The organism is Mucilaginibacter rigui (assembly GCF_014773275.1).
GTDB lineage: Bacteria > Bacteroidota > Bacteroidia > Sphingobacteriales > Sphingobacteriaceae > Mucilaginibacter > Mucilaginibacter rigui_A.
Window position 1 is genome coordinate 83982 of sequence record NZ_JACWMW010000003.1, and the last position, 20986, is coordinate 104967.

A 20986-nucleotide genomic window follows, 5' to 3' on the forward strand; every position below is an offset into this window, starting at 1 on the left:
CGTACTATTAATCAGTTCTTGCGGGCATAAGCCAACGAAGCGGCGACAAAGTTAATAAAAAGTGGATGCGGATTAGCAACTGTTGATTTTAATTCCGGGTGAAACTGCGCTCCCACAAAAAACGGGTGGTTTTTAAGCTCCACAACCTCAACCAGGCCATTATCCGGGTTGATGCCCGATGGCGTAAGGCCCGCGTTTTCGTAATCCTTTAAGTACTTGTTATTAAACTCGTAGCGGTGCCTGTGGCGCTCGCTGATGTGTGTTTTGCCATAAGCCAGTGCCGCCTTGCTGCCTTTTTTAAGGTCGCACGGGTAAGCGCCCAAACGCATAGTGCCGCCTTTGTTGGTAATACCTTTCTGGTCTGCCATCATATCAATAACCGGGTAAGGGGTATCGGGGTTCATTTCGGTACTGCTGGCGTTTTGCAGGCCTAAAACGTTACGGCCAAACTCAACAACCGCACATTGCATACCTAAGCAGATGCCAAAGAAGGGGATATTATTCTCGCGTACGTAACGGATGGCTTCAATTTTACCTTCAAAACCACGCTCGCCAAAGCCGGGTGCAACCAGTACACCATGCAGGCCGCGTAGTTTTTCAATAGCGTTGCCAGGGGTTAATTGTTCAGACGGGATATATTCAACCTTTACTTTACACTCGTTTTTAGCGCCGGCATGTATAAATGCCTCGATGATTGATTTGTAGGCATCAGGCAGTTCTACATATTTACCCACCAGGCCAATTTTTACTTCGGATGTTGGGTTTTTAAGACGGCCTAAAAAGTCTTTCCAGCTTTCCAGGTCGGGCTCATTTTTATGCGATAGTTTTAATTTGGTCAATACAGTTTGGTCCAGCTTTTCTTTCAGCATCAGCAAAGGCACATCATAAATGGTTGATGCATCCATCGATTCGACAACCGCGTTGATGTTAACGTTACAAAACAGCGCGATTTTTTTTCTGATATCGGCGTTTATGTGATGCTCGGTACGGCAAACCAATATATCCGGCTGTATACCATACTCCAGCAACATTTTTACTGAGTGCTGTGTAGGTTTTGTTTTTAACTCGCCAGCGGCAGCAAGGAAAGGGATAAGCGTTAAGTGGATAACCAGAGCATTGCCCGATCCGGCTTCCCATTTAAACTGCCTTACGGCCTCTACAAATGGCAGGGATTCTATATCGCCCACAGTACCGCCAATTTCGGTTATCACAATGTCGTAATCGCCGGTTTCGCCAAGTATGCGCATGTTGCGTTTTATCTCGTCGGTAATGTGGGGAACCACCTGTACAGTTTTACCAAGGAATGCACCTTCGCGTTCGCGGTTAATAACGTTCTGGTAAATACGGCCGGTGGTAATGTTGTTGGCTTTTGATGTTGGCGTGTTCAGGAAACGCTCATAGTGGCCCAGGTCAAGGTCGGTTTCGGCGCCATCCTCGGTTACGTAGCATTCGCCATGCTCGTAAGGGTTTAAAGTTCCCGGATCAATGTTAATGTAAGGATCGAATTTTTGGATGGTTACGCGATAGCCGCGTGCCTGTAAAAGTTTAGCTAATGAGGCCGAAATAATGCCTTTTCCTAACGATGAGGTAACTCCACCCGTAACAAAAATGTATTTAGTCATGATTTTTTTGAAATCCGGTAAGCGGTTTTGAGGCCGAAACCAATTGTTTGTGTACGGGATACAAAAGTAGGAAAAATAACGGGATTTGCCCACTCAAATAACATTTGTGGAAAAGGTTTTTGTTGGGGAAAAGTATTGAAGAAAATCAAGAGGTGAGAATCAAGAAGCAAGACACATTGCAGCTACCGCAAGCGTCCCGCTTGTGGCTTTAGAACGGGAATGAATAAGCTAAATATAGCCATTGTTGATTTTGTCACCAACAACATTAAGACGGTTTTGAAGTTTGCAGCCTATACATAGCGGCTTGTTGGTGACAACACCAACAAGGGCGGAAAATTTCATCTATAGCAAGTGCTTAAAATGGTAGTGGGCTACTACTGCCTTTTACCTTAATTTTTATAGTTTTAAATGCAGTCAAAGCCTGTTCCTGATGTTCTTTTGAGAGATCTCGGCCATTTATTTGAAAATTTAAACTCGATTTACGGCTTTGCATATAAATGCCGGTGATTCCTTTCCCAGCTATTTTTGGCCAAGTGGTTTTAATAATGTATTCGCCGCTACTATCTATTTTTATATTTTGAGATTCATGTTCAAGATCTGACAGATGATTGGCATAGCCCATTGTGCTGAAATCAAAATACAGGCTAAGATTTTTTCCTTTGATATGCCCTGTTAAAGAATCTTCCTGATCTGCAGGGACGTCGCTTTGCCATTCATCCGGAACATTGATCGTAAAGGCCCCAATATCTAAAATTTTAATTTCCGGCTTAGCACAGGCTATGAAAAAGAATAATAAAGTAAAAGCTAATCTACTTTTTATCATGGTAATAAGCCTTAAAACAGCCCGTTCACTTCCCGCTCTATTTTCTCAACTATAGATGCCATATCTTCGGTGTTATTGGCAAAGTCAAGGTTGTCTTTATCAAGCACCAGCAGTTTGCCAAGTTTATAGCCGTTTATCCACTTGTCATATTTCTCGTTCAGTTTGGATAGGTAATCTATACGGATGCCGATCTCGTACTCGCGGCCGCGGCGTTGAATATTGTTTACCAGGGTAGGTACACTGGCTTTCAGGTATACCAGTAAATCCGGCGGTTTGATGAACTCGGTGATGTTATCAAACATGCTTTGGTAATTCTCGTAATCGCGGGTGGTCATCAGGCCCATATCGTGCAGGTTCTCGGCAAATATGTAAGCATCCTCGTAAATGGTACGGTCTTGTATAATATTGCGGCCATTTTTTTGGATATCCACTATCTGGCGGTAACGGCTGTTCAGGAAGTATATTTGCAGGTTAAAGCTCCAGCGTTTCATTTCGTTGTAAAAATCTTCCAGGTAGGGATTGTTATCAACCGCTTCGTAAAGGGGTTCCCAGCCGTAATTTTTAGCTAACATTTCGGTAAGGGTTGTTTTACCGGCGCCAATATTTCCTACAATAGCTATGTGCATATTCTTTTATTGCGATTTTTTGTTCATGGTTAATAGATAATAGTTCATGGTCAGTAATCATCGCGCGAACTACATTAGCTACTTGGCTAATATACGCTATGAACCATGAACCATCAACAATGAACCTATTAAAAATTCCTGAAACCGATAATTTCCCTTACTTCCTTAATGGTTTTGGCAGCGCTTTCGCGTGCCTTGGCAGCGCCGTAACGGGCAACCTGCCTTAGTAAAGGGGCATCGTTGGCTATGTCGTTAATTTTTTCGCGGATGGGGGCTGTAGCGATGATCATATCCTCGGCAAGCTGTTTTTTAAGATCGCCGTAACGGATAGCGCAGGTATTATAAAGGTTATCGAAATGCTCGATAGTGTCCGGAGTAGATACCACTTTCATCAGGTCGAAAAGGTTTTGGATCTCTTGTGGTTTTGGCTGGTTATCCTGGGTGGGGCCTGCATCGGTAACGGCGCGCATTACCTTTTTACGGATTGCCTCAGGTGTATCGCTCAGGAATATGGCATTGCCTTCGCCCTCGCTTTTACCCATTTTGCCTTTGCCATCAAGTCCGGGTATTTTTACCAGGCTCTCGCCCATGCTAAACGCATATGGCTCAGGGAAGTAATCATTATTATAAAGCCTGTTAAAACGGTTGCCAAACGTGCGCGACATTTCAAGATGTTGCTCCTGGTCTTTACCAACAGGTACTTTGGTTGCTTTATGGATCAATATATCCGCAGCCATTAAAACCGGGTAGGTTAGAAGGCCCGCGTTTACGTTATCGGGGTTGGCGCGTACCTTATCTTTAAAGGAGGTTGCGCGTTCCAGTTCGCCCATGTAGGCGTTCATGTTCAGGTAAAGGTAAAGCTCAGTAACTTCGGGTACATCGCTTTGCACGTATATGGTAGCTTTTTCAGGGTCGATGCCCGCAGCCAGGTATTCTATCAAAACCTGTTTCACGTTGCCGTGCAGGTTGGCAGGGGTGGGGTGTGTAGTTAACGAGTGCAGGTCGGCTATAAAGAAATAGCACTTGTACTCGTTCTGCATTTTTACGAAGTTTTGAATAGCACCGTAGTAATTCCCTAAGTGCAAATTCCCGGTTGAACGTATACCACTAACAACAGTTTCCATATAGGGGGCGAAAGTAAGTATTTTTTATATTTTTGAGGGCGATGAAAATGATATTGAAGAAAGTGCACCTATACCTTTACCAGGCCAGTGTAGCATTTTTTTATTTTCTGTTATGGCCTTTCATGTACTATTTTTCGCGTAAGCCCGAAAGGTATAAATACCTTAACCGTTTGCGCCGGGTTTGGGGCATTGTAAGTTCGTTTTGTGTGGGGATGAGGTATAGATATCATTTTGAAGCACCTATCTACTGGAGCAAAACCTATATAGTTTGCCCCAACCATACCAGTAACCTTGATATTACCGCCATGAGCGTGCTGGTAAAAAGCAATTGCTGTTTTATGGGGAAAGAAGAGCTGGTAGATGGCCTTGTTACGCGCCTGTTTTTCCGAACGGTTGATATCCCGGTTAACAGAGAAAGCAAGATGGCATCTTTCCGCGCCTTTAAAATGGCAATGGACAGGCTGGAGAAAGGCATTACTGTAATTATATTCCCCGAGGCTACCATTCCTGATCATTACCCGCCCAATTTGCACCAGTTTAAGAATGGCCCATTCAGGATGGCTATTGAACTGAAGGTGCCTATTATACCGGTAACATCTGTAAACACCTGGAAAATTTTCTGGGACGATGGTAAGAAATATGGCAGTAAACCGGGGGTATGTGATATATTTGTACATAAGCCGATTGAAACGGCGCATTTAACGATTAATGATGCCGATGCCCTGCGCGATCAGGTACACGCCATCATCAGTAAAAAGATTGAAGAACATGACCATAGACGAACAAACGGTTGATAAAATAGCCCACCTGGCCCGCCTTGAACTTGCCGCAGGCGAAAAGCAGGACATGATCAAAGACATGAACAAGATACTGGGCTTTATGGACAAGCTGAACGAGGTAGATACCACCGGCGTTGAACCCCTTGTGTACATGACCGCCGAGCCGAATGTTTTGCGCGAGGATGTGGTTAAACAGGAAATCACAACCGAAGAGGCCCTGCAAAACGCACCCGACCATGACCAAAGCTACTTTTTAGTGGAGAAGGTGATAAAATAGAGGAAGATAGAGTCAGGAAGTTAAGACATAAGAATCAAGACGAGGATAATCTTTATATCTTTTATATTTAAATAAGGGCAGAGTAATTGCTGTGAAACTTAAGTAACAATTTGTAATTTTGTTATCATGACAACACTGACTGTAAATATCGACAATGAAAAATCTGAAAAAGCGATAAAAGCTGTTTTAGATGCGTTAGGTTTAGATTACAGTATAGATCAAAATTCAAGCAATACACAAAGGGCTTTAAATAAAGATGAGCAGCGTGTTTATAAGAATTTAAAAAGTTCGATAGGCCAAATTAAATTACACCAGGAGGGGAAAATCGAGTTGCGCGACGCTAAACAATTGCTCGATGAGCTATAAAGTTAAAACTACACCAACCTTTGATAAGGAAGTTAAAAGAATAGCTAAAAAACACAAAACGCTAAAATCGGATCTTTCAAAGCTGATTGATGAATTACTATTAAATCCTACAACAGGCACTGATCTTGGACAGGGGATTTATAAAATCAGGTTAGCTATTTCCGGAACAAACAAAGGGAAATCTGGTGGCGCAAGAGTTATTACATACGTTGTTTTTTTGAACAAAGTAGTTTACTTAGCAGACATATACTTAAAGAACGAAAACGATACAATCGATTCTAATCTCATCATTCAACGATTAAAAGATGAAGGACTTATTGAGTAAGGCAAAAGGCAAAGTCTTAATTCCTGACCCTTGATATCTTTTATCTCTTCACACTGTAACATTTCATACCACTCTGCTGTCAAAGTAACAAAAAACGGAACATGCCAACAGCTATCACAAAGCAAGAGCCTCTTATTATCATTAAAGATATCGGTCGTAAATACGTTATCGGGTCTGAAATTATCCACGCGATAAAATCGGTATCTCTTACTATTAATAAAGGCGAATTTGTGGCGTTGATGGGGCCTTCCGGTTCGGGTAAATCAACATTGATGAACATCCTGGGCTGTCTGGACACCCCAACCAAAGGCGAATACATACTTAATGGCATCAACGTAAGCCACATGACGGATAACGACCTGGCCGAAGTGCGTAACACCGAGATAGGTTTCGTTTTCCAAACCTTTAATCTTTTGCCTCGTAACAGCGCTTTAGATAATGTTGCCCTGCCGCTGGTTTATGCAGGTATCAACAAAGAGAAACGTAACGATAGGGCTAAAAAAGCTTTGGAGAACGTTGGTCTTGGCAATCGTACCGATCACCGCCCTAATGAATTATCGGGCGGGCAGCGCCAGCGTGTAGCTGTAGCAAGGGCTTTGATAAACAACCCCTCCATAATCCTTGCCGATGAGCCTACCGGTAACCTTGATACCAAAACATCAATAGAAATTATGGGCTTGCTGGAAGATATTCACGCAAAAGGCAATACCATTATATTGGTTACCCACGAAGAAGATATTGCTATGCACGCCCACCGTATTGTGCGCATGCGCGATGGTTTGGTGGAGAACGATTACGTAAACGAAAACATAGTAACCGTTAGTAAACGTGAGCCTGTGACTGAAGCAGGTATCAACCTGGAAAAATAAGTTTTGAAAAACCTAAAAACAGGTAACTTTTTTGGGCAAACCAATCAAACCATTAACCTTGATTTTGCCACCATTACCGATACCGAGTACACCCATGATAAGGTTGACTGGCATTACCACGATACTGCCTACTTTACTTTTATTTTAGATGGTAAGGTAATAGAGGGTAACAAAAAAGAGGTTTACAACTGCACAGCCGGTACCTTGCTGTTCCACAACTGGCAAGACCCGCATTACAACATAAAACCCAAAGGCTACACCCGGGGCTTTTATATCGAACTACAAGAGGGCTGGTTTAACGCTTTTAAGCAAGGCCATGGTAACCTGCAGGGCAGTTTTGAAGTCGCATCGCCCGATGTGAAATTTTTATTCTACAAGCTTTTTAAAGAAACTAAAATAAGCGACGGCCTAACACCCCTGAATACCGAAGCCATGTTGCTACAAGTATTAGGAGAGATGCAGGGCAGTCGGCTTACTGATGCTAAGCAAAAGCCGGTATGGGTATCAACAATAAGAGAGCTCTTACATGACGATGTTGCCCGGAAATTTACATTGACTGAACTCGCCGTTATGTTAAATGTGCACCCTGCGCACTTGTCCCGAGATTTCTCCAAATACTTTGGCTGCAACCTGGGCGAGTACATCCGTAAGATAAGGGTGCAGCGTGCCTTAAGCCTGGTGCCCAATACAAACCTGTCATTAACTGATATTGCATTGACCTGTGGTTTTGCAGATCAGAGCCATTTTACCCGGAGCTTTAAAGCGTTTAATGGCGTAAATGCGATGCAGTACCGCCAGTTATTAAGCGGGCAACGTTAATTACGTTCTATTTTGCCATAATTTAGTTGCGCAAATTTGCTGCAGAGATTTAAATATACATATATGAAACGCTTATTCATGCTCATCGTTATATCCCTTTCTGCAATAGTTAAACTTTTTGCGCAGGTAACTGATATTGTACCGGCAGACCCGGTAACCCTGCCTATACATAAGGCAAATATTGGCCGCATCATTTTCATGACGGATACCATCCCTGCCGCTAAATGTACCGAAGCTGATATTTTAAAAGAGCTCACGTTAACTTCGGAAAGTAACCTGAGCATGCGGGCTTTTATGGAGACCTCGTTAACCAATTATCAGCACCGGTTAGCGCCAAACCTAACGGTTGAGCAGCTAAACCAGGGCAATTACCAGTTTACTTTTTATGTAGACGGGAAACAGATGTATCAGGAAAACCTGAATAAAGGGGCCGGTTACGCCCGTAATAAAAATGGCCGAACTACATTAGGCATAAAATTGATCAGTACACAGCACGAGGATATGTGGTCGAGATACCTGTTCACCCGTTTTATGGTTAGGGGTGGTGGCGAAGATGCGCTGACTACCGGTACTCATGTTATCAAAATAGAGCTTCGCCCTTATGTAAGCATCCCTGATTTAAAGGTGGGAGATATCATCGCACAGGGCGAACTAAAGGTGGTTATCCCAATCATAGAGGTAAAGCATAAGGCCATCCAACCTATAGCCCCCAATAGCGGCTGGGCGGTATCGACAGAAACCTATAACAAGCAGCTGATAACCGATCTGAACGAAAAGGTACTGCAAAATAAGTTCAAAAACATTACTAGTGTTGTAGTGATAAAGAATAACAAACTGCTGATAGAGGAGTATTTTAATGGCAGCGGGCGCGATACCTTGCATGATCCGCGCTCGGTTGGTAAAACGTTTGCAGGGGCTACCATGGGTATAGCCATACAGGAAGGGTACATAAAATCGGAATTGCAAACGTTGAAGGATTTTTACGACTTAAAGGCGTACAAAAACTACTCGCCACAAAAGGATGGTGTGACGCTAAAAAGCCTGCTTACCATGAGTTCGGTTTTTGATGCCAATGACAATGATGATGATTCGCCGGGGAACGAGAATAATATGTACCCTACACCCAACTGGGTGCAATTCGCGCTCGACCTGAAAACCGACAGCTCAAAAACCGCATATAAAAGCTGGAACTACTTTACCGCCGGTGTTGTGGTACTGGGCGATGTTTTAAATAAAACAGTGCCTGGTGGTTTGGATAAATATGCCGATGCCAAACTGTTTAAACCATTAGGCATTACTAATTACAAGTGGCAATACACACCCCAAAATGTACCCAATACAGCCGGCGGCATCCGGCTGCGAGCTGTTGATTTTGCCAGATTTGGGCAGTTGTATAAAAATAAGGGTGTTTGGAATGGTAAACAGATCATCCCGCAAAATTGGGTAGAAAAATCGTTCACCAAGCAAATGGTTTTACCCGCCGATGTGGTAGGCAAGGGTTATTATGGCTACCTGTTTTGGAACAAAACCTACACCATAAACAATAAACCTTATGAAACCTGGTACTGCACCGGCAATGGCGGCAACAAAATATTTATTTTTAAGGATGTACCATTGGTTATAGTAGTTACCGCAACCGCTTATAACGAGGGTTACGCACACGCGCAGATTGATAAAATGATGCAGAACTACATTTTGCCTGCGGTATTAAAATAACACTGTTTAGCACTTCAGCTCGGCCAGCCTTGCTACAAAATCGGCAAGGTAAAGGGAGTTTTGGGGAGTGATAGGCTTACGGTTACCGATGATGAGCGTATGTTCAAATATCTCTACCACAAAATCTGTCTCTTTAATGGCCATCATGGCGTCCCTAAACTCCTGGGTCATGGCGAGTTCGGTTTTGCGCTTATCGTCGGTAAGCACATAGAAGCGGTCGCTAAAGGGTTTGTCCTCTTTAAAATCAAGTTCAACCGGGAATATGATCTCGCGGATCTTATCAATTATGGTCTCAGTGCGTATAAACACCCGGCCAAAATTGCGTTTTAAATAGGCGAGGGCCCAGGGCTGGTACTCTGTATAATGTTCGGGGTTTTGTTTTGGCGTGGCATGGTAGGTGTCCATATCCACAAACAAGAGGTAGCTATCGCCGCATTGATTTTTTATAGCGAATACGTCGCGCAGGTTAACAGCTTTGTGATGGTTCAGGGCCTCAAACTGCTCCAGCTGAAAATCGATATAACCGGGCACCTCCACGCGGAATTCTTCTTTTAATGCCTGGTAAGTAGCCTCAAAAGCTTCGGTTTCGGTATCAGTCAGCCCTGTAGTGTCAAGTAAAGAGTTATTCATTGCAGTAAATAAAAATTCAGACTAACTATATGGTTGGATGTTACAGCTAAACGAAAATTCAGTATTGAATTTGTTACGTCTAAAACTAAATCCTAAATTAACTGTATTTTGCAGAACTAAACACGTTTGCAACAAAAATGAAAAAAATATTACTACCTCTTATCGCGCTGTTAATTACGGGGCTTGCATTTCAATCCTGTAAAAAGGCAAAAGTAGTTACACTAACTAATGCCATTAATGTACAGGGCCTATTTTCATTAGATACAGCCGCCAACTGGTCATCATTGGGGATAAATTCAAGGGTTGCTGTACAGCTTGCCGAAGATGATATCAATAAATATTTTGCTGATAAGAACCTGCCTTACAGCATTGCCATCAACGTAACCGATACTAAGTTAGATGCTGCTACTGCTGCTGCGCAGTTTACTACAGCTAAAAACTCAGGCATCCATTTTATTATTGGCCCGCAAAGCAGTGCCGAACTTGCTGCCATAAAACCTCTTGCCGACGCATCTGAAGTGATTGTGGTAAGCCAAAGCAGCACAGCTGGCAGTTTAGCCGTAGCCGGCGACGGAATATTCCGTTTTTGCCCGTCAGACCAAATAGAGGGTGCAGCCAGTGGTAATACTATTTACAATAAAGGGATAAAAGGGTTGGTAACTGTTGCCCGCGATGATGCCGGGAACAAAGGCCTGCAAGCCTCTGTTGGTGCTGCATTTACAGCAAAGGGCGGCGAGGTTAACGCAGTAACCCCCTATGCCGCTAACACTACTGATTTTACTGCTGTTATAGCCGATATTAAAGCCAAAGTAGCCAGCCTTACTACAGCGCATGGCCAGGGTAACGTAGCGGTGTACCTGGCATCATTTGATGAAACACCCGAACTGTTTAAAGCAGCAGCGGCCGAGCCCTCGCTGGCAGCTGTGAAATGGTATGGCGGTGACGGGATTGCTTTAAATGCGGTACTTACAGCTGATGCAGCAGCTGCCGATTTTGCTATACAAACCGGCTTTTTTGCGCCATCGGTTGGTTTACCTGCGGCATTGCAAACTAAGTGGCAACCCGTTGCCGACCGCATAAAAGCTAAAACAAACCTGGATGTTGATGCTTTTGCATTGGCTGCCTACGATGCGCTTTGGGCTATAGCCTATACTATTGAAGCTAACAATGGCGATGTAAGCAATTTTGACAAACTAAAAACGAGCTTTGTAGAGCAGGCAAACACACACAAAGGCATTAGCAGCAATGCTGTGCTTGATGATGCCGGAGACCGCGCAAGTGGCACATTCGATTACTATGGTATTAGAAAAACCGGGGTTAAATATGAATGGTACCTGGTTGGAAAATCTGATGAATAGATAATTGGGAGGAGGGTACCAAATTAGAAATATGTAAAGGGGAACCAGCATTGCGCTTAGTTCCCTTTTACAGTATATGAGCTTTCATTCCCACCACTTCGCGTTTTCAATTTGTTTGGCTTTTGCCGATACAGCCGAAGTACGATATGCATCTCGTAGGGTTTGCCACCCGGCCGACAGGTATTTATCATTGGGAGAAAATTCGCCTGCGCCAATATCAAAGCCTTGTGAATTCGGGATGCGGTAATCGCCCCAGTTGCATCTTTTAACTAATTTGTTATTATAACTTGCCCATTGGCCTACAAACTGGTTATTTGAATAGCCATCAGCATTTTTATCAATATCGTCATAGTGAACGATGTTACTTTTATCCAAATAAAAACCTGTGCTGAATGTCCCTTTAAATACACCGGCATGTTCTTGTGTTTCTGCTTCCGCCAAATTATACATGCCGATCAGCAAATATTGGCCTTTAATGCCTTTGCCTTTAAGTTCATCATCCACCCCGTAGGATGTTTGTTTGTACTTGCGGATGTTGGTTATTTTAAAAGTTCCGCGAAATTCATCGATGTTATTTTTAACCATCGATTTGCCGTAAACATTATAAGTACCCGGCAACGCGGGGTTTTTTGTTATGGAGATGATTTTTATGCGGATCCGCTGAAAGTTATCACCAATAAAACCATATACCATGGCATTATTAGTTACAGTGAAGAGTTTTGAATAATCGTAGCGTGTAAGCTTGCTTTTTAATTCAACAGGCGACAGATACTTGTTATCCAGGCTCTTATCCCTGAACTTTTCAGCTTCGGATTGTGCAAAAGCGGTGGTGAATTTAATCGCAAAAATAACTGCGAGCAAAGCTTTTTTCATCTGTAAAATTTAAACGAATAAAGCTAATTATAATTTCAGGTTTTATCCGTCCCATAAATGGGACGGCAATGATATAATGAATTAATGATTTCATTGCCGTTGGCTTTGGCCAACGGTTAAAAAGCGAGTAATATGGGTTTAGCCTAAATCTTAATATTTATACGGTTCCATCTTACCGCAGCTACATGTGCAATTAGGGTCAGTAGCGCCCAGCTTTTTCAGGAAGAACTGATAAAAGCCTATCCGGTCTTTCATGCTGTAATTATCATCACCTTTATTGCATTCCAGGTCGCCGTTTACAATCAGTATGGTCATGCCAAAACCCGGGGTGCGGCCTTTTGTTTTATCTATGGTATTAGGCTGCCATTTACCAATCATTACATCATGTGCCGATGGTTTGTGGGTTTCGGGTGTCATCCAAAAATAAATAGCAGTTTTAAAGGCTACAACTGCATCGGTCTCTACCAGCCCGGGGTTATTTAATAGTACTTTCTTGTCGCCAAAAATACAATCGGATGCATAGCCATAGTTGCCGTTATAGCTTATCTGTATAGGGCCGCGGCCATAATATTTTTGCCCTTTAACGGGTGGATACTCGTCGCTGTCGCTTACATAGTTCAGGCTGGTGTTATCCTCGTGTATCAGCATCAGGCCGTCGGTATAGCTTTCGTTACGGCCATGGCGGGTTTCGTGCGCTATCTGGGCAAAAAAGGCAGCCAGTTCGCGTTTGTTACCAGCGGCGTCTTTTTCGGTGCAAAAGTTACCGTAATCTACCGTGTAGGTACTGTCCGGTTTTACTTTGGCCCATGCTTCGTTCCAATCACCGTCCTGGCGTACTGTAACGGCTTTGCCGGTGCTTTTATCAGTACGAATGAATTGGTACACTGATACCGCGCGGCGTGTAACCTGCACCTTTATTTGAGCCAGTTCGTTCACGGCTTTTATAAACGCCTGATAGGTGTAAAACTTATCTCGCTCGGGGAACAGGGCGTTAAACTGCTGTTCGGTTAAAAATTTAGAGAAATCAGCCCTTGGTTTTGGCGTGGCAGGTGCAGCTTTTTGTGCCGAATTACCGTTACTGCATTTAAAGCTTAGTAATGCCAAAGTAAATAAACATATAAGTGCGGCCCGGCCGGATGATATTATGGGTTTCATATTTTCTAAATAATATATTTGAACAAAACACGATATGCAAGTTTAAGTTTAAAATTGCGTAATGTTTAATTTAACCACAAAGAGCACAGAGAAAAACCACAGAGGGCACAAAGATTTATATATTTTATCAATTAAAAATCTCTGTGTACTTTGTGGCTGATCAAATTGCAAATCTCGGTGCCCCCCTGTGGTTAAAAGCACATTGTAAACTTAAACGCTTAAATTGCTGCTATTGTTATGAAAATATATACTAAAACTGGCGATAAAGGCTATACATCATTAATAGGGGGGGCGCGTGTGCCCAAGCATCACCTGCGTATTGAGAGTTATGGTACTGTTGATGAGCTGAACTCGTACATAGGCCTTATCCGCGACCAGCAGATAGCTGACCATGATAAGGATGTACTAAAACAAATACAGGACAGGCTGTTCACCATAGGCTCATCACTGGCCGCCGACCCGGAAAAAAGCCGAATGGTGATACCCGATCTTTATAACGAAGACATTGAGCTGCTTGAAAAAGAAATGGACAGGATGAATGAAACCCTGCCCGAGCTGCGGCACTTTATTTTGCCGGGCGGCAGTAATGCTATTTCGTATTGCCATATAGCGCGTTGTGTATGCCGCAGGGCCGAAAGATTGAGCGTTCACCTGGCAGAAGAAAGCACGGTTGACGAGAAAGTGAATATTTATCTGAACAGGTTGAGCGATTACTTGTTCACCCTGGCAAGAATGGTTGGATATGCCGATAAAATCCCTGAAAACCAGTGGATACCAAGGATATAAAAATATTACAAAAAAATATTGATAATCAATTTAAAAATATTATACTTTTGCGAAAAAGCAAAATTTACCACTTTAACATAAAAACATGTATTGGACACTTGAATTAGCATCGCACCTTGAAGATGCACCATGGCCTGCCACAAAAGACGAATTAATTGATTACGCCATACGTTCAGGAGCGCCGGTAGAGGTTATTGAGAACCTGCAGGCACTTGAAGATGATGGTGAACCGTATGAAAACATAGAGGAGATATGGCCGGATTACCCGACCAAGGACGACTTCTTTTTTAATGAGGACGAGTATTAATACGCCTACATATTAAATAATTAAAAGCCCTGCATGCAGGGCTTTTTTTGTTACAACCTCTTTTTGGAATGATTTTGGTATAGGTGCCGTATATACATTTACTTAAACATAAAACATTACAACATGAGAGGCTTACTGTACATCATTGCTGTTATCCTGGTTATAGGATGGGCATTCGGATTTTTTTACGCGGGTTCAGGTGGTATTATCCACATCCTGCTGGTTATAGCTATTATAGCACTGCTTTTAGGCGTGATTAGAAGGGCCTGATAAGGCAGATAATATTGAAAACCCTGCTAAGGCGGGTTTTTTTATGCGTAAAACTTTTTGGAGTAACGCGGGTTTAATATATAACATTAACTAAGAAAACATTAACTAAAACACACAACACTATGAGAAGCTTATTGTACATCATCGCAGTTATTTTGGTGATAGGATGGATCTTCGGGTTCTTCGTTAATCACGCAGGCGGCTTAATTCACATTTTACTGGTAATAGCGATCATTGCTTTATTGCTGGGTGTGATCAGAAGGGCCTGATAATTAGATCAGATAAAGGCAGCCACCAGCTTAACGCTGGTGGCTTTTTTTGTTTAGAAGCGCCTCGGCAATAGCAACATCTTCCGGGAAGGTGATCTTGATATTGCTGTAATCGCCCGCTATCAAAGTAATGGCAACACCGCTTTGTTCTACAACAGAAGCATCATCGGTAAAAGTATCGGTATAGGGTTGTTCATAGGCTTTTTTAAGAATAGCAGATTGGAAAGTTTGCGGGGTTTGCACCAAATAGATGCTGTCGCGGTTTAAGCTTTCAGATCCATTACCCTTTACCTGCCTTATCGAGTCGCGGCTTTTAACGGCCGTTACAGCCGTTCCGTTCTCTGCGGCGCATCTGTAGGCCTCATTGATGATATCGGCGCTTACAAGGGGGCGCACGGCATCGTGTACGGCAATCAATACATCATCGTCTGCAATACTATCAACCGCGTTCTTGATAGAATGAAAACGGGTTTGGCCGCCGGTAATTATTTTATGCGGAATGGTAAAGTTATGTTTAGTGCAAAGCTGTGCCCATAGCTCATGGTAACTACCATGTAAAGCCAAAATAATTTGTGGTGATGACTGGCTGTTATAAAACGCCTTTATGGTATGCATCAGCACAGGCTCACCGCAAAGCTCAATAAACTGCTTGGGCAAGGCCGACTGCATCCTGCTGCCCGAACCACCGGCTACGATAACTACGTAAGTAGATCTGAGGTTTGACATGCTATGCGGTTTGATTTATGATAAAACTGCTTTGCGTCGCATAGATCATCAGAGGGAAAATATTAAGAAAAAAAATACGGAAGAATTTAAGACCAAATTCTTTAAACCATTGTGGGGCATCCAAATCTCTTACATCTCCGGAAATTTTGTACCTATAAAAAAAGTGTACAATTATTTGAAATGAAGAAACCAATAATAATATCAGCCAGTATTTGATGGATAACAATAATGATAGATTGAACAGGTGGATGAATGTAATTAACAAAAACGTAAAAATAATTCGCCGAAATAACTGCGGAGTGATATCGACTTTTTTATTAAGCTTTATATAAATCAAGATATTTAGAATGCCAAAGATTAGTAAATACAACGATTTTATGACCATGAGGTTGTTCTGCATATGTTATCAAATTTAAACAAAAAAAGAGATATGAGTAACCCCACATCTCTTATATACATTGAACGATTATTAACTAATCTTTACTCTCTAACTTCTAATCACTAAATAATCAACATCGCATCGCCGTAGCTGTAAAAACGGTATTTTTCTTTTACTGCTACTTCGTAAGCGTTCATTACATGCTCGTAACCGCCAAACGCGCTCACCATCATCAATAAAGTAGACTCGGGTGTGTGGAAGTTGGTGATCATAGAGTTTGCAATGCTAAACTCGTACGGCGGGAAAATGAACTTGCTGGTCCAGTCATTTGCCGGTTTTAATATTTTACCTGCAGATACAGCCGATTCAACCGCACGCATTGATGTTGTACCAACAGCGCAAATGCGTTTTTTTCTTTCGATACCACGGTTAACAATATTAGCCTGTTTCTCTTCGATGATAAACTGCTCAGAATCCATTTTGTGCTTGGTCAGGTCTTCCACCTCAACCGGGCGGAAAGTGCCTAAACCAACGTGCAGGGTAACCTCGGCAAATTCAACACCTTTCAGTTCAAGGCGTTTCATCAACTCACGGCTAAAGTGCAGACCTGCGGTAGGGGCGGCAACCGCACCTTCGTGTTTGGCAAATATGGTTTGGTAACGTTCTTTATCGTCGGCAGTAGCCTTGCGTTTTATATATTTTGGCAGTGGTGTTTCACCCAATATCTCTACGTTACGGCGAAATTCTTCGTCGGTGCCGTCAAACAAAAAGCGGATGGTACGGCCACGTGATGTAGTGTTGTCAACAACTTCGGCAATAAGTAAATCATCATCACCAAAGTAAAGTTTGTTACCCACGCGTATTTTACGGGCCGGGTCAACCAGCACATCCCAAAGGCGAAGTTCTTTGTTTAGCTCGCGCAGTAAGAACACTTCAATTGTGGCGCCGGTTTTTTCCTTGTTGCCATACATACGTGCCGGGAATACTTTTGTATTGTTCAGGATCATTACATCCTGGTCGTCAAAGTAATCCAAAACATCCTTAAATATTTTATGCTCAATTTTGCCCGAATCGCGGTGTAAAACCATTAAACGTGATTCGTCACGTATATCTGACGGAGAATGTGCAATTAATGATTCAGGTAAATTGAATTTAAATTGAGATAATTTCATGCTTATATATATGAATTTTCAGGGCGCAAATGTACGGATTTTTTGTTATTTTCCACGCCTTTTTTTGGCGCCACATTACAGTTAATATTTAAATATAAATTTACTGTAACTTAACTGCATTAACACAGTCTAACAAATACTGTTTGGGTTGGGGCAAAAAACCGTTATCCGGCAGCCCCGGGTACATCAAAATAACGATATGATACTACTAAAACTTATCCGCGAGAGCTTCCTGTTTGCATACGATGCGTTAAGGCAAAATAAGCTGCGCACCATGCTTTCGTTATTGGGTGTAACCATTGGTATCTTTACAATTATAGCGGTATCGTCGGCGGTTGATACTTTGCGTAACAACCTGCAAAAAAGCGTTGATAAATTAGGAAGCAATAGCATTTATGTGCAAAAATGGCCATGGGTAGGCGAGGATAACTTTCCCTGGTGGAAATACATGCAAAGGCCGGTACCAAAATTGCGAGATTTTGAACAGTTAAGCCGCCGCAGCCAAACGGCCAAAGCCCTTTCATATGAGATAAGCATTGATAACCGCACCGTTAAATACGAAAGCCATACGGTTGATGGTGCGCAGATAGATGCTGTATCGCACGATCATGATAAAACCTGGAACTTTAATTTTCAGGACGGGCGGTATTTTACGGATATTGAATCGCGTACGGGTGCGCCTGTAACAATTATTGGTGCAGATATAGCTGAAGCGCTTTTCCCCGGTGGTACAGGTGTTGGCAAGCAGATAAAAATTATGGGCCGTAAGGTTACCATTATTGGTGTATTTACCAAAGAGGGTAAAGATATGCTGGGTATCACCAGCGATAACGAGATACTGTTACCGCTAAACTTTGCCAAAAACGTTATTGATATTGAGAACGAAAAATATAACCCGCAAATAGTTGTGCGCGGCAAGGATAACCTGAGCGATGTGGAAGTAGAGAGTGAAGTGCGTGGTTTAATGCGCTCTATACGCAGCATCCGCCCGGGTGGCGAGGATAATTTTTCGTTAAATAAATCCACCATCCTAACCAATCAGCTCGATCAGCTTTTTGGCATCATCAATAAAGGTGGTTTTATCATTGGTTTCTTCTCGGTATTGGTAGGCGGTTTTGGTATAGCTAATATCATGTTCGTATCGGTTAAAGAGCGTACCAATATTATCGGTATACAGAAATCATTGGGGGCTAAAAACTACTTTATATTGCTGCAGTTTTTAATAGAAGCGGTTGCCTTGTGCCTTATGGGCGGGCTGATAGGCTTATTTATTGTTTACCTGGGTACCTTTGCGGTAAAAGCCGTGGCTGATATACAGGTAGTATTGGATGCCGGGAATGTTATTTATGGTATAGGTATCTCTGTTACCATAGGCGTACTATCTGGTATTATACCGGCATACTTTGCTTCAAAACTCGACCCCGTAGAGGCCATACGGACCAATTAAATCGCGCAAAAAGCAACGGCTTTCAAACGCCCTGAAACATCCTTAAAACGCCCTGAAACGACTCAGTTAACCACGTAGTGTTCACGTTCACTGCCGTGAACACCCGTGAACGCCTTTATGTGCCTTATAATCAGCAATATGTGTTTAAGTATATTGGCCGAAATACCATAGTTACAACGTTAGTGTACTTTTAACGTTTATAAATAATAATTCCCGCCGTCGGTTTTTATTTTGCCTGCATCCAGCAGCAGGCGGATGGTTTGGATCTTTTCTTTTTCGGTGCCAAGCTTTAATGAGATCATTAGTTCATCTATTGTGCGGGTGTCTGTACTTAGCAGTTGTACTATCTCATTGGTAATGTCATCAAATATCTCTTCGGCATTCTTCTGTCGGCGTTCTTCCAGGCAAACATCACATACGCCGCATTTTGGCGCATTAAGCTCGTCAAAATAAGTTAGCAACATTTGGCTGCGGCAGCGTTTATGTTCGGCATAGGCAAATACAGCCTCCATTTTTTTGCGGTAGGTCTCCTTACGCTGATCAATAAATACCTTATTTATATACAGGTTGGTTATATGCTGGCGTGGCTTAAGCCAGGTTATCTGCGGTTTATCTGTTTGGGGCAGGTAACTTAACAGGTTAAAATCCTGTAATTGCTGCAGGCCTTGTATCACCTGCTGGGTGTTCATGCCGGTGCGGCGGGCAAGGTCAAATTCCTTTAGGCGCACGTAATTTTCGAACGAGCCGCCGTATGACCGCAGCAGGGTTTTAATGAATGGATCCCAACCCGGGTTTTGGATCTGGAAGTTATAAAGTTCCTCGTTCAATACCTCAAACCGAAAACGTGATGGAAGGAATACACTTTCGTTAAAAGCGAGGTATTCGTCCTGCTCTAAAAATTTAAGGGCATTGAGCGTTTTTATGGCATCCAGTTGAAAACGACTGCAAAAATCGCCCAGGTCAAGCTCAAAGCTCACCCCTTCGCCGGCCTCGTATGCCAGCTGGCAATAATTGCCTAACTGGTGATAAACCTGTTTTATCTCATTAATGGTCGGGAAATTCTGGATGAACTTCTTTTCCTGCTTTATCCTGTCGGTAGGGTTGTATAAAAGCACCCCGTAAGCCCGCTGTTCATCGCGCCCGCCGCGGCCCGCTTCCTGGTAGTAAGCTTCCAGACTGTCGGGCACATCCTTATGTATCACAAACCTAACGTCGGGCTTATCAATCCCCATCCCGAAAGCGTTGGTAGCTACTATAATTTGGGTGCGGTTGTTTTTCCATGCTTCCTGTTTTTCAGAGCGCTCGTCGGTAGGTAGCCCTGCATGGTAATAATCGGCTTTAATATGGTTTTGCTGGTAAAATTTGGCTATCTCGAAGGTTTCCTTACGGCTGCGTACATATACAATGCCGCTACCGCCAATACCTTTTGCCACATCCAATAGTTTACGCAGTTTATCTTCGGTGGTTTGCACCACGTACCTTAAATTTTTACGCTCGAAACTTTGCTGGTAAATGGTGCCGTTTTTAAACAACAGCTTCTCCTGTATATCATCCCGTACCTCGGCTGTAGCGGTTGCAGTAAGCGCCAGTACCGGTACATTGGGGTGCAGTTCGCGCAGGTCGGCAATGTGCAGATATGACGGGCGGAAATCATACCCCCATTGCGAGATACAATGCGCCTCATCGACCGCGAAGAGGTTTACCTTCATATATCTGATCCGCTCGCGCACCAGTTCGGATAATAAACGCTCGGGCGATAGGTATAAGAATTTCACCGGGCCGTAAATACAATTATCAAGGGCTATATCCACTTCGCGCTTGCCCATGCCCGATACGATAGCCATCGCCTCGATGCCTTTCGCTTTCAGGTTCTCTACCTGGTCCTTCATCAGCGCTATAAGGGGCGATACTACAATACAGATCCCCTCCTGCAATAAGGCCGGTACCTGGAAACATACCGATTTGCCACCGCCGGTTGGCAGTAAAGCTAAAGTATCCGTACCCTGCAATACCGAAGTGATGATCTCTTCCTGCAAAGGCCGGAAGCTGTCATGTCCCCAATATTGTTTTAATAGCTCGCGTGGCGTCATTTTAGTTTACCAAAAAAGCCCGTCGTACGGCGGGCTTTAATAATTTTATTTTAGCAGTTAGTGAATTTACTCACCCGGTCATTGCTTCGCTCGATCACTCTCTCTTCGCTGCGCGGAAAGGGGGGTACGCTGCATTTTTTCACCCACCCTCTTTGCGTAGCAGAGAGGGTCGACCAGC

23 protein-coding genes are annotated in these 20986 nt (G+C 43.1%); 13 read left to right on the forward strand and 10 right to left on the reverse strand.

Features of this window, described 5'->3' with window-relative positions:
* Positions 1-11: 11 nt before the first annotated feature.
* The 4 genes from IDJ75_RS13765 to trpS form a co-directional block, all read right to left on the reverse strand.
* A complete protein-coding gene (locus IDJ75_RS13765) occupies positions 12-1622 on the reverse strand; it encodes a CTP synthase (RefSeq protein WP_191176215.1) in 1611 nt (536 codons plus the stop codon).
* Positions 1623-1977: 355 nt separating this feature from the next.
* Positions 1978-2445, reverse strand: a complete 468-nt coding sequence (locus tag IDJ75_RS13770) for a hypothetical protein (protein ID WP_191176216.1) — start codon at positions 2443-2445, stop codon at positions 1978-1980.
* Positions 2446-2456: 11 nt separating this feature from the next.
* On the reverse strand, positions 2457-3071 hold the full coding sequence (locus IDJ75_RS13775) for a deoxynucleoside kinase (protein ID WP_191176217.1): 615 nt from the start codon (positions 3069-3071) through the stop codon (positions 2457-2459).
* Positions 3072-3199: 128 nt separating this feature from the next.
* Positions 3200-4195, reverse strand: coding sequence for a tryptophan--tRNA ligase (trpS, locus tag IDJ75_RS13780; RefSeq protein ID WP_191176218.1), 996 nt, complete (start codon positions 4193-4195; stop codon positions 3200-3202).
* 41 nt (positions 4196-4236) lie between these two features.
* Between trpS and IDJ75_RS13785 the strand changes: the two genes are divergently transcribed.
* The 7 genes from IDJ75_RS13785 (at position 4237) to IDJ75_RS13815 (ending at position 9346) form a co-directional block, all read left to right on the forward strand.
* Positions 4237-4989: a lysophospholipid acyltransferase family protein gene (locus IDJ75_RS13785; protein WP_191176219.1), complete on the forward strand. Its 753-nt coding sequence runs from the start codon at positions 4237-4239 to the stop codon at positions 4987-4989.
* On the forward strand, positions 4964-5251 hold the full coding sequence (gene gatC, locus IDJ75_RS13790; RefSeq protein WP_191176220.1) for an Asp-tRNA(Asn)/Glu-tRNA(Gln) amidotransferase subunit GatC: 288 nt from the start codon (positions 4964-4966) through the stop codon (positions 5249-5251). Before IDJ75_RS13785 ends, gatC begins: the two co-directional genes overlap by 26 nt.
* Positions 5252-5377: 126 nt before the next feature.
* On the forward strand, positions 5378-5617 hold the full coding sequence (locus tag IDJ75_RS13795) for a hypothetical protein (RefSeq protein WP_191176221.1): 240 nt from the start codon (positions 5378-5380) through the stop codon (positions 5615-5617).
* The gene (locus IDJ75_RS13800) at positions 5607-5942 is read left to right on the forward strand and encodes a type II toxin-antitoxin system RelE/ParE family toxin (RefSeq protein WP_191176222.1); all 336 of its coding nucleotides are present in this window, start codon (positions 5607-5609) and stop codon (positions 5940-5942) included. Before IDJ75_RS13795 ends, IDJ75_RS13800 begins: the two co-directional genes overlap by 11 nt.
* Positions 5943-6043: 101 nt before the next feature.
* Positions 6044-6811 (forward strand): ABC transporter ATP-binding protein, encoded by a 768-nt coding sequence (locus IDJ75_RS13805; protein ID WP_191176223.1) that lies wholly within the window; start codon positions 6044-6046, stop codon positions 6809-6811.
* 3 nt (positions 6812-6814) lie between these two features.
* Positions 6815-7630: a helix-turn-helix domain-containing protein gene (locus IDJ75_RS13810; protein ID WP_191176224.1), complete on the forward strand. Its 816-nt coding sequence runs from the start codon at positions 6815-6817 to the stop codon at positions 7628-7630.
* 63 nt (positions 7631-7693) lie between these two features.
* A complete protein-coding gene (locus IDJ75_RS13815; protein ID WP_191176225.1) occupies positions 7694-9346 on the forward strand; it encodes a serine hydrolase domain-containing protein in 1653 nt (550 codons plus the stop codon).
* Between the two features lie 6 nt (positions 9347-9352).
* On the opposite strand, the gene IDJ75_RS13820 is transcribed toward IDJ75_RS13815, so the two are convergent.
* On the reverse strand, positions 9353-9976 hold the full coding sequence (locus IDJ75_RS13820; protein ID WP_191176226.1) for a hypothetical protein: 624 nt from the start codon (positions 9974-9976) through the stop codon (positions 9353-9355).
* Between the two features lie 137 nt (positions 9977-10113).
* Here IDJ75_RS13820 and IDJ75_RS13825 point away from each other — a divergent pair, with 137 nt between their 5' ends.
* Positions 10114-11334, forward strand: a complete 1221-nt coding sequence (locus IDJ75_RS13825) for an ABC transporter substrate-binding protein (protein WP_191176227.1) — start codon at positions 10114-10116, stop codon at positions 11332-11334.
* Positions 11335-11418: 84 nt separating this feature from the next.
* On the opposite strand, the gene IDJ75_RS13830 is transcribed toward IDJ75_RS13825, so the two are convergent.
* Positions 11419-12207: a hypothetical protein gene (locus IDJ75_RS13830; RefSeq protein WP_191176228.1), complete on the reverse strand. Its 789-nt coding sequence runs from the start codon at positions 12205-12207 to the stop codon at positions 11419-11421.
* A 150-nt stretch (positions 12208-12357) separates the two neighbouring features.
* Positions 12358-13362 carry a chitinase gene (locus IDJ75_RS13835; RefSeq protein WP_191176229.1) on the reverse strand — a complete coding sequence of 335 codons (1005 nt, stop codon included), beginning with the start codon at positions 13360-13362 and terminating at the stop codon, positions 12358-12360.
* 237 nt (positions 13363-13599) lie between these two features.
* On the opposite strand from IDJ75_RS13835, the gene IDJ75_RS13840 reads away from it, so the two are divergent.
* The 4 genes from IDJ75_RS13840 to IDJ75_RS13855 all read left to right on the forward strand — a co-directional run bounded on the left by IDJ75_RS13840 (position 13600) and on the right by IDJ75_RS13855 (position 14994).
* On the forward strand, positions 13600-14148 hold the full coding sequence (locus IDJ75_RS13840; RefSeq protein WP_191176230.1) for a cob(I)yrinic acid a,c-diamide adenosyltransferase: 549 nt from the start codon (positions 13600-13602) through the stop codon (positions 14146-14148).
* Between the two features lie 85 nt (positions 14149-14233).
* The gene (locus tag IDJ75_RS13845; protein ID WP_002996718.1) at positions 14234-14455 is read left to right on the forward strand and encodes a DUF2795 domain-containing protein; all 222 of its coding nucleotides are present in this window, start codon (positions 14234-14236) and stop codon (positions 14453-14455) included.
* A 123-nt stretch (positions 14456-14578) separates the two neighbouring features.
* The gene (locus tag IDJ75_RS13850; protein ID WP_191176231.1) at positions 14579-14725 is read left to right on the forward strand and encodes a lmo0937 family membrane protein; all 147 of its coding nucleotides are present in this window, start codon (positions 14579-14581) and stop codon (positions 14723-14725) included.
* Positions 14726-14847: 122 nt separating this feature from the next.
* A complete protein-coding gene (locus IDJ75_RS13855) occupies positions 14848-14994 on the forward strand; it encodes a lmo0937 family membrane protein (protein ID WP_121249096.1) in 147 nt (48 codons plus the stop codon).
* Positions 14995-15024: 30 nt separating this feature from the next.
* Here IDJ75_RS13855 and IDJ75_RS13860 read toward each other — a convergent pair whose 3' ends face one another.
* Positions 15025-15720 carry a 2-C-methyl-D-erythritol 4-phosphate cytidylyltransferase gene (locus IDJ75_RS13860; RefSeq protein ID WP_191176232.1) on the reverse strand — a complete coding sequence of 232 codons (696 nt, stop codon included), beginning with the start codon at positions 15718-15720 and terminating at the stop codon, positions 15025-15027.
* A 501-nt stretch (positions 15721-16221) separates the two neighbouring features.
* Positions 16222-17271, reverse strand: a complete 1050-nt coding sequence (queA, locus tag IDJ75_RS13865; RefSeq protein WP_191176233.1) for a tRNA preQ1(34) S-adenosylmethionine ribosyltransferase-isomerase QueA — start codon at positions 17269-17271, stop codon at positions 16222-16224.
* A 199-nt stretch (positions 17272-17470) separates the two neighbouring features.
* Between queA and IDJ75_RS13870 the strand changes: the two genes are divergently transcribed.
* The gene (locus IDJ75_RS13870; protein ID WP_191176234.1) at positions 17471-18718 is read left to right on the forward strand and encodes an ABC transporter permease; all 1248 of its coding nucleotides are present in this window, start codon (positions 17471-17473) and stop codon (positions 18716-18718) included.
* Between the two features lie 197 nt (positions 18719-18915).
* Here the strand turns inward: IDJ75_RS13870 and IDJ75_RS13875 are convergent, their stop codons facing one another.
* Positions 18916-20808, reverse strand: a complete 1893-nt coding sequence (locus IDJ75_RS13875) for a RecQ family ATP-dependent DNA helicase (protein ID WP_191176235.1) — start codon at positions 20806-20808, stop codon at positions 18916-18918.
* Positions 20809-20986: the final 178 nt, after the last annotated feature.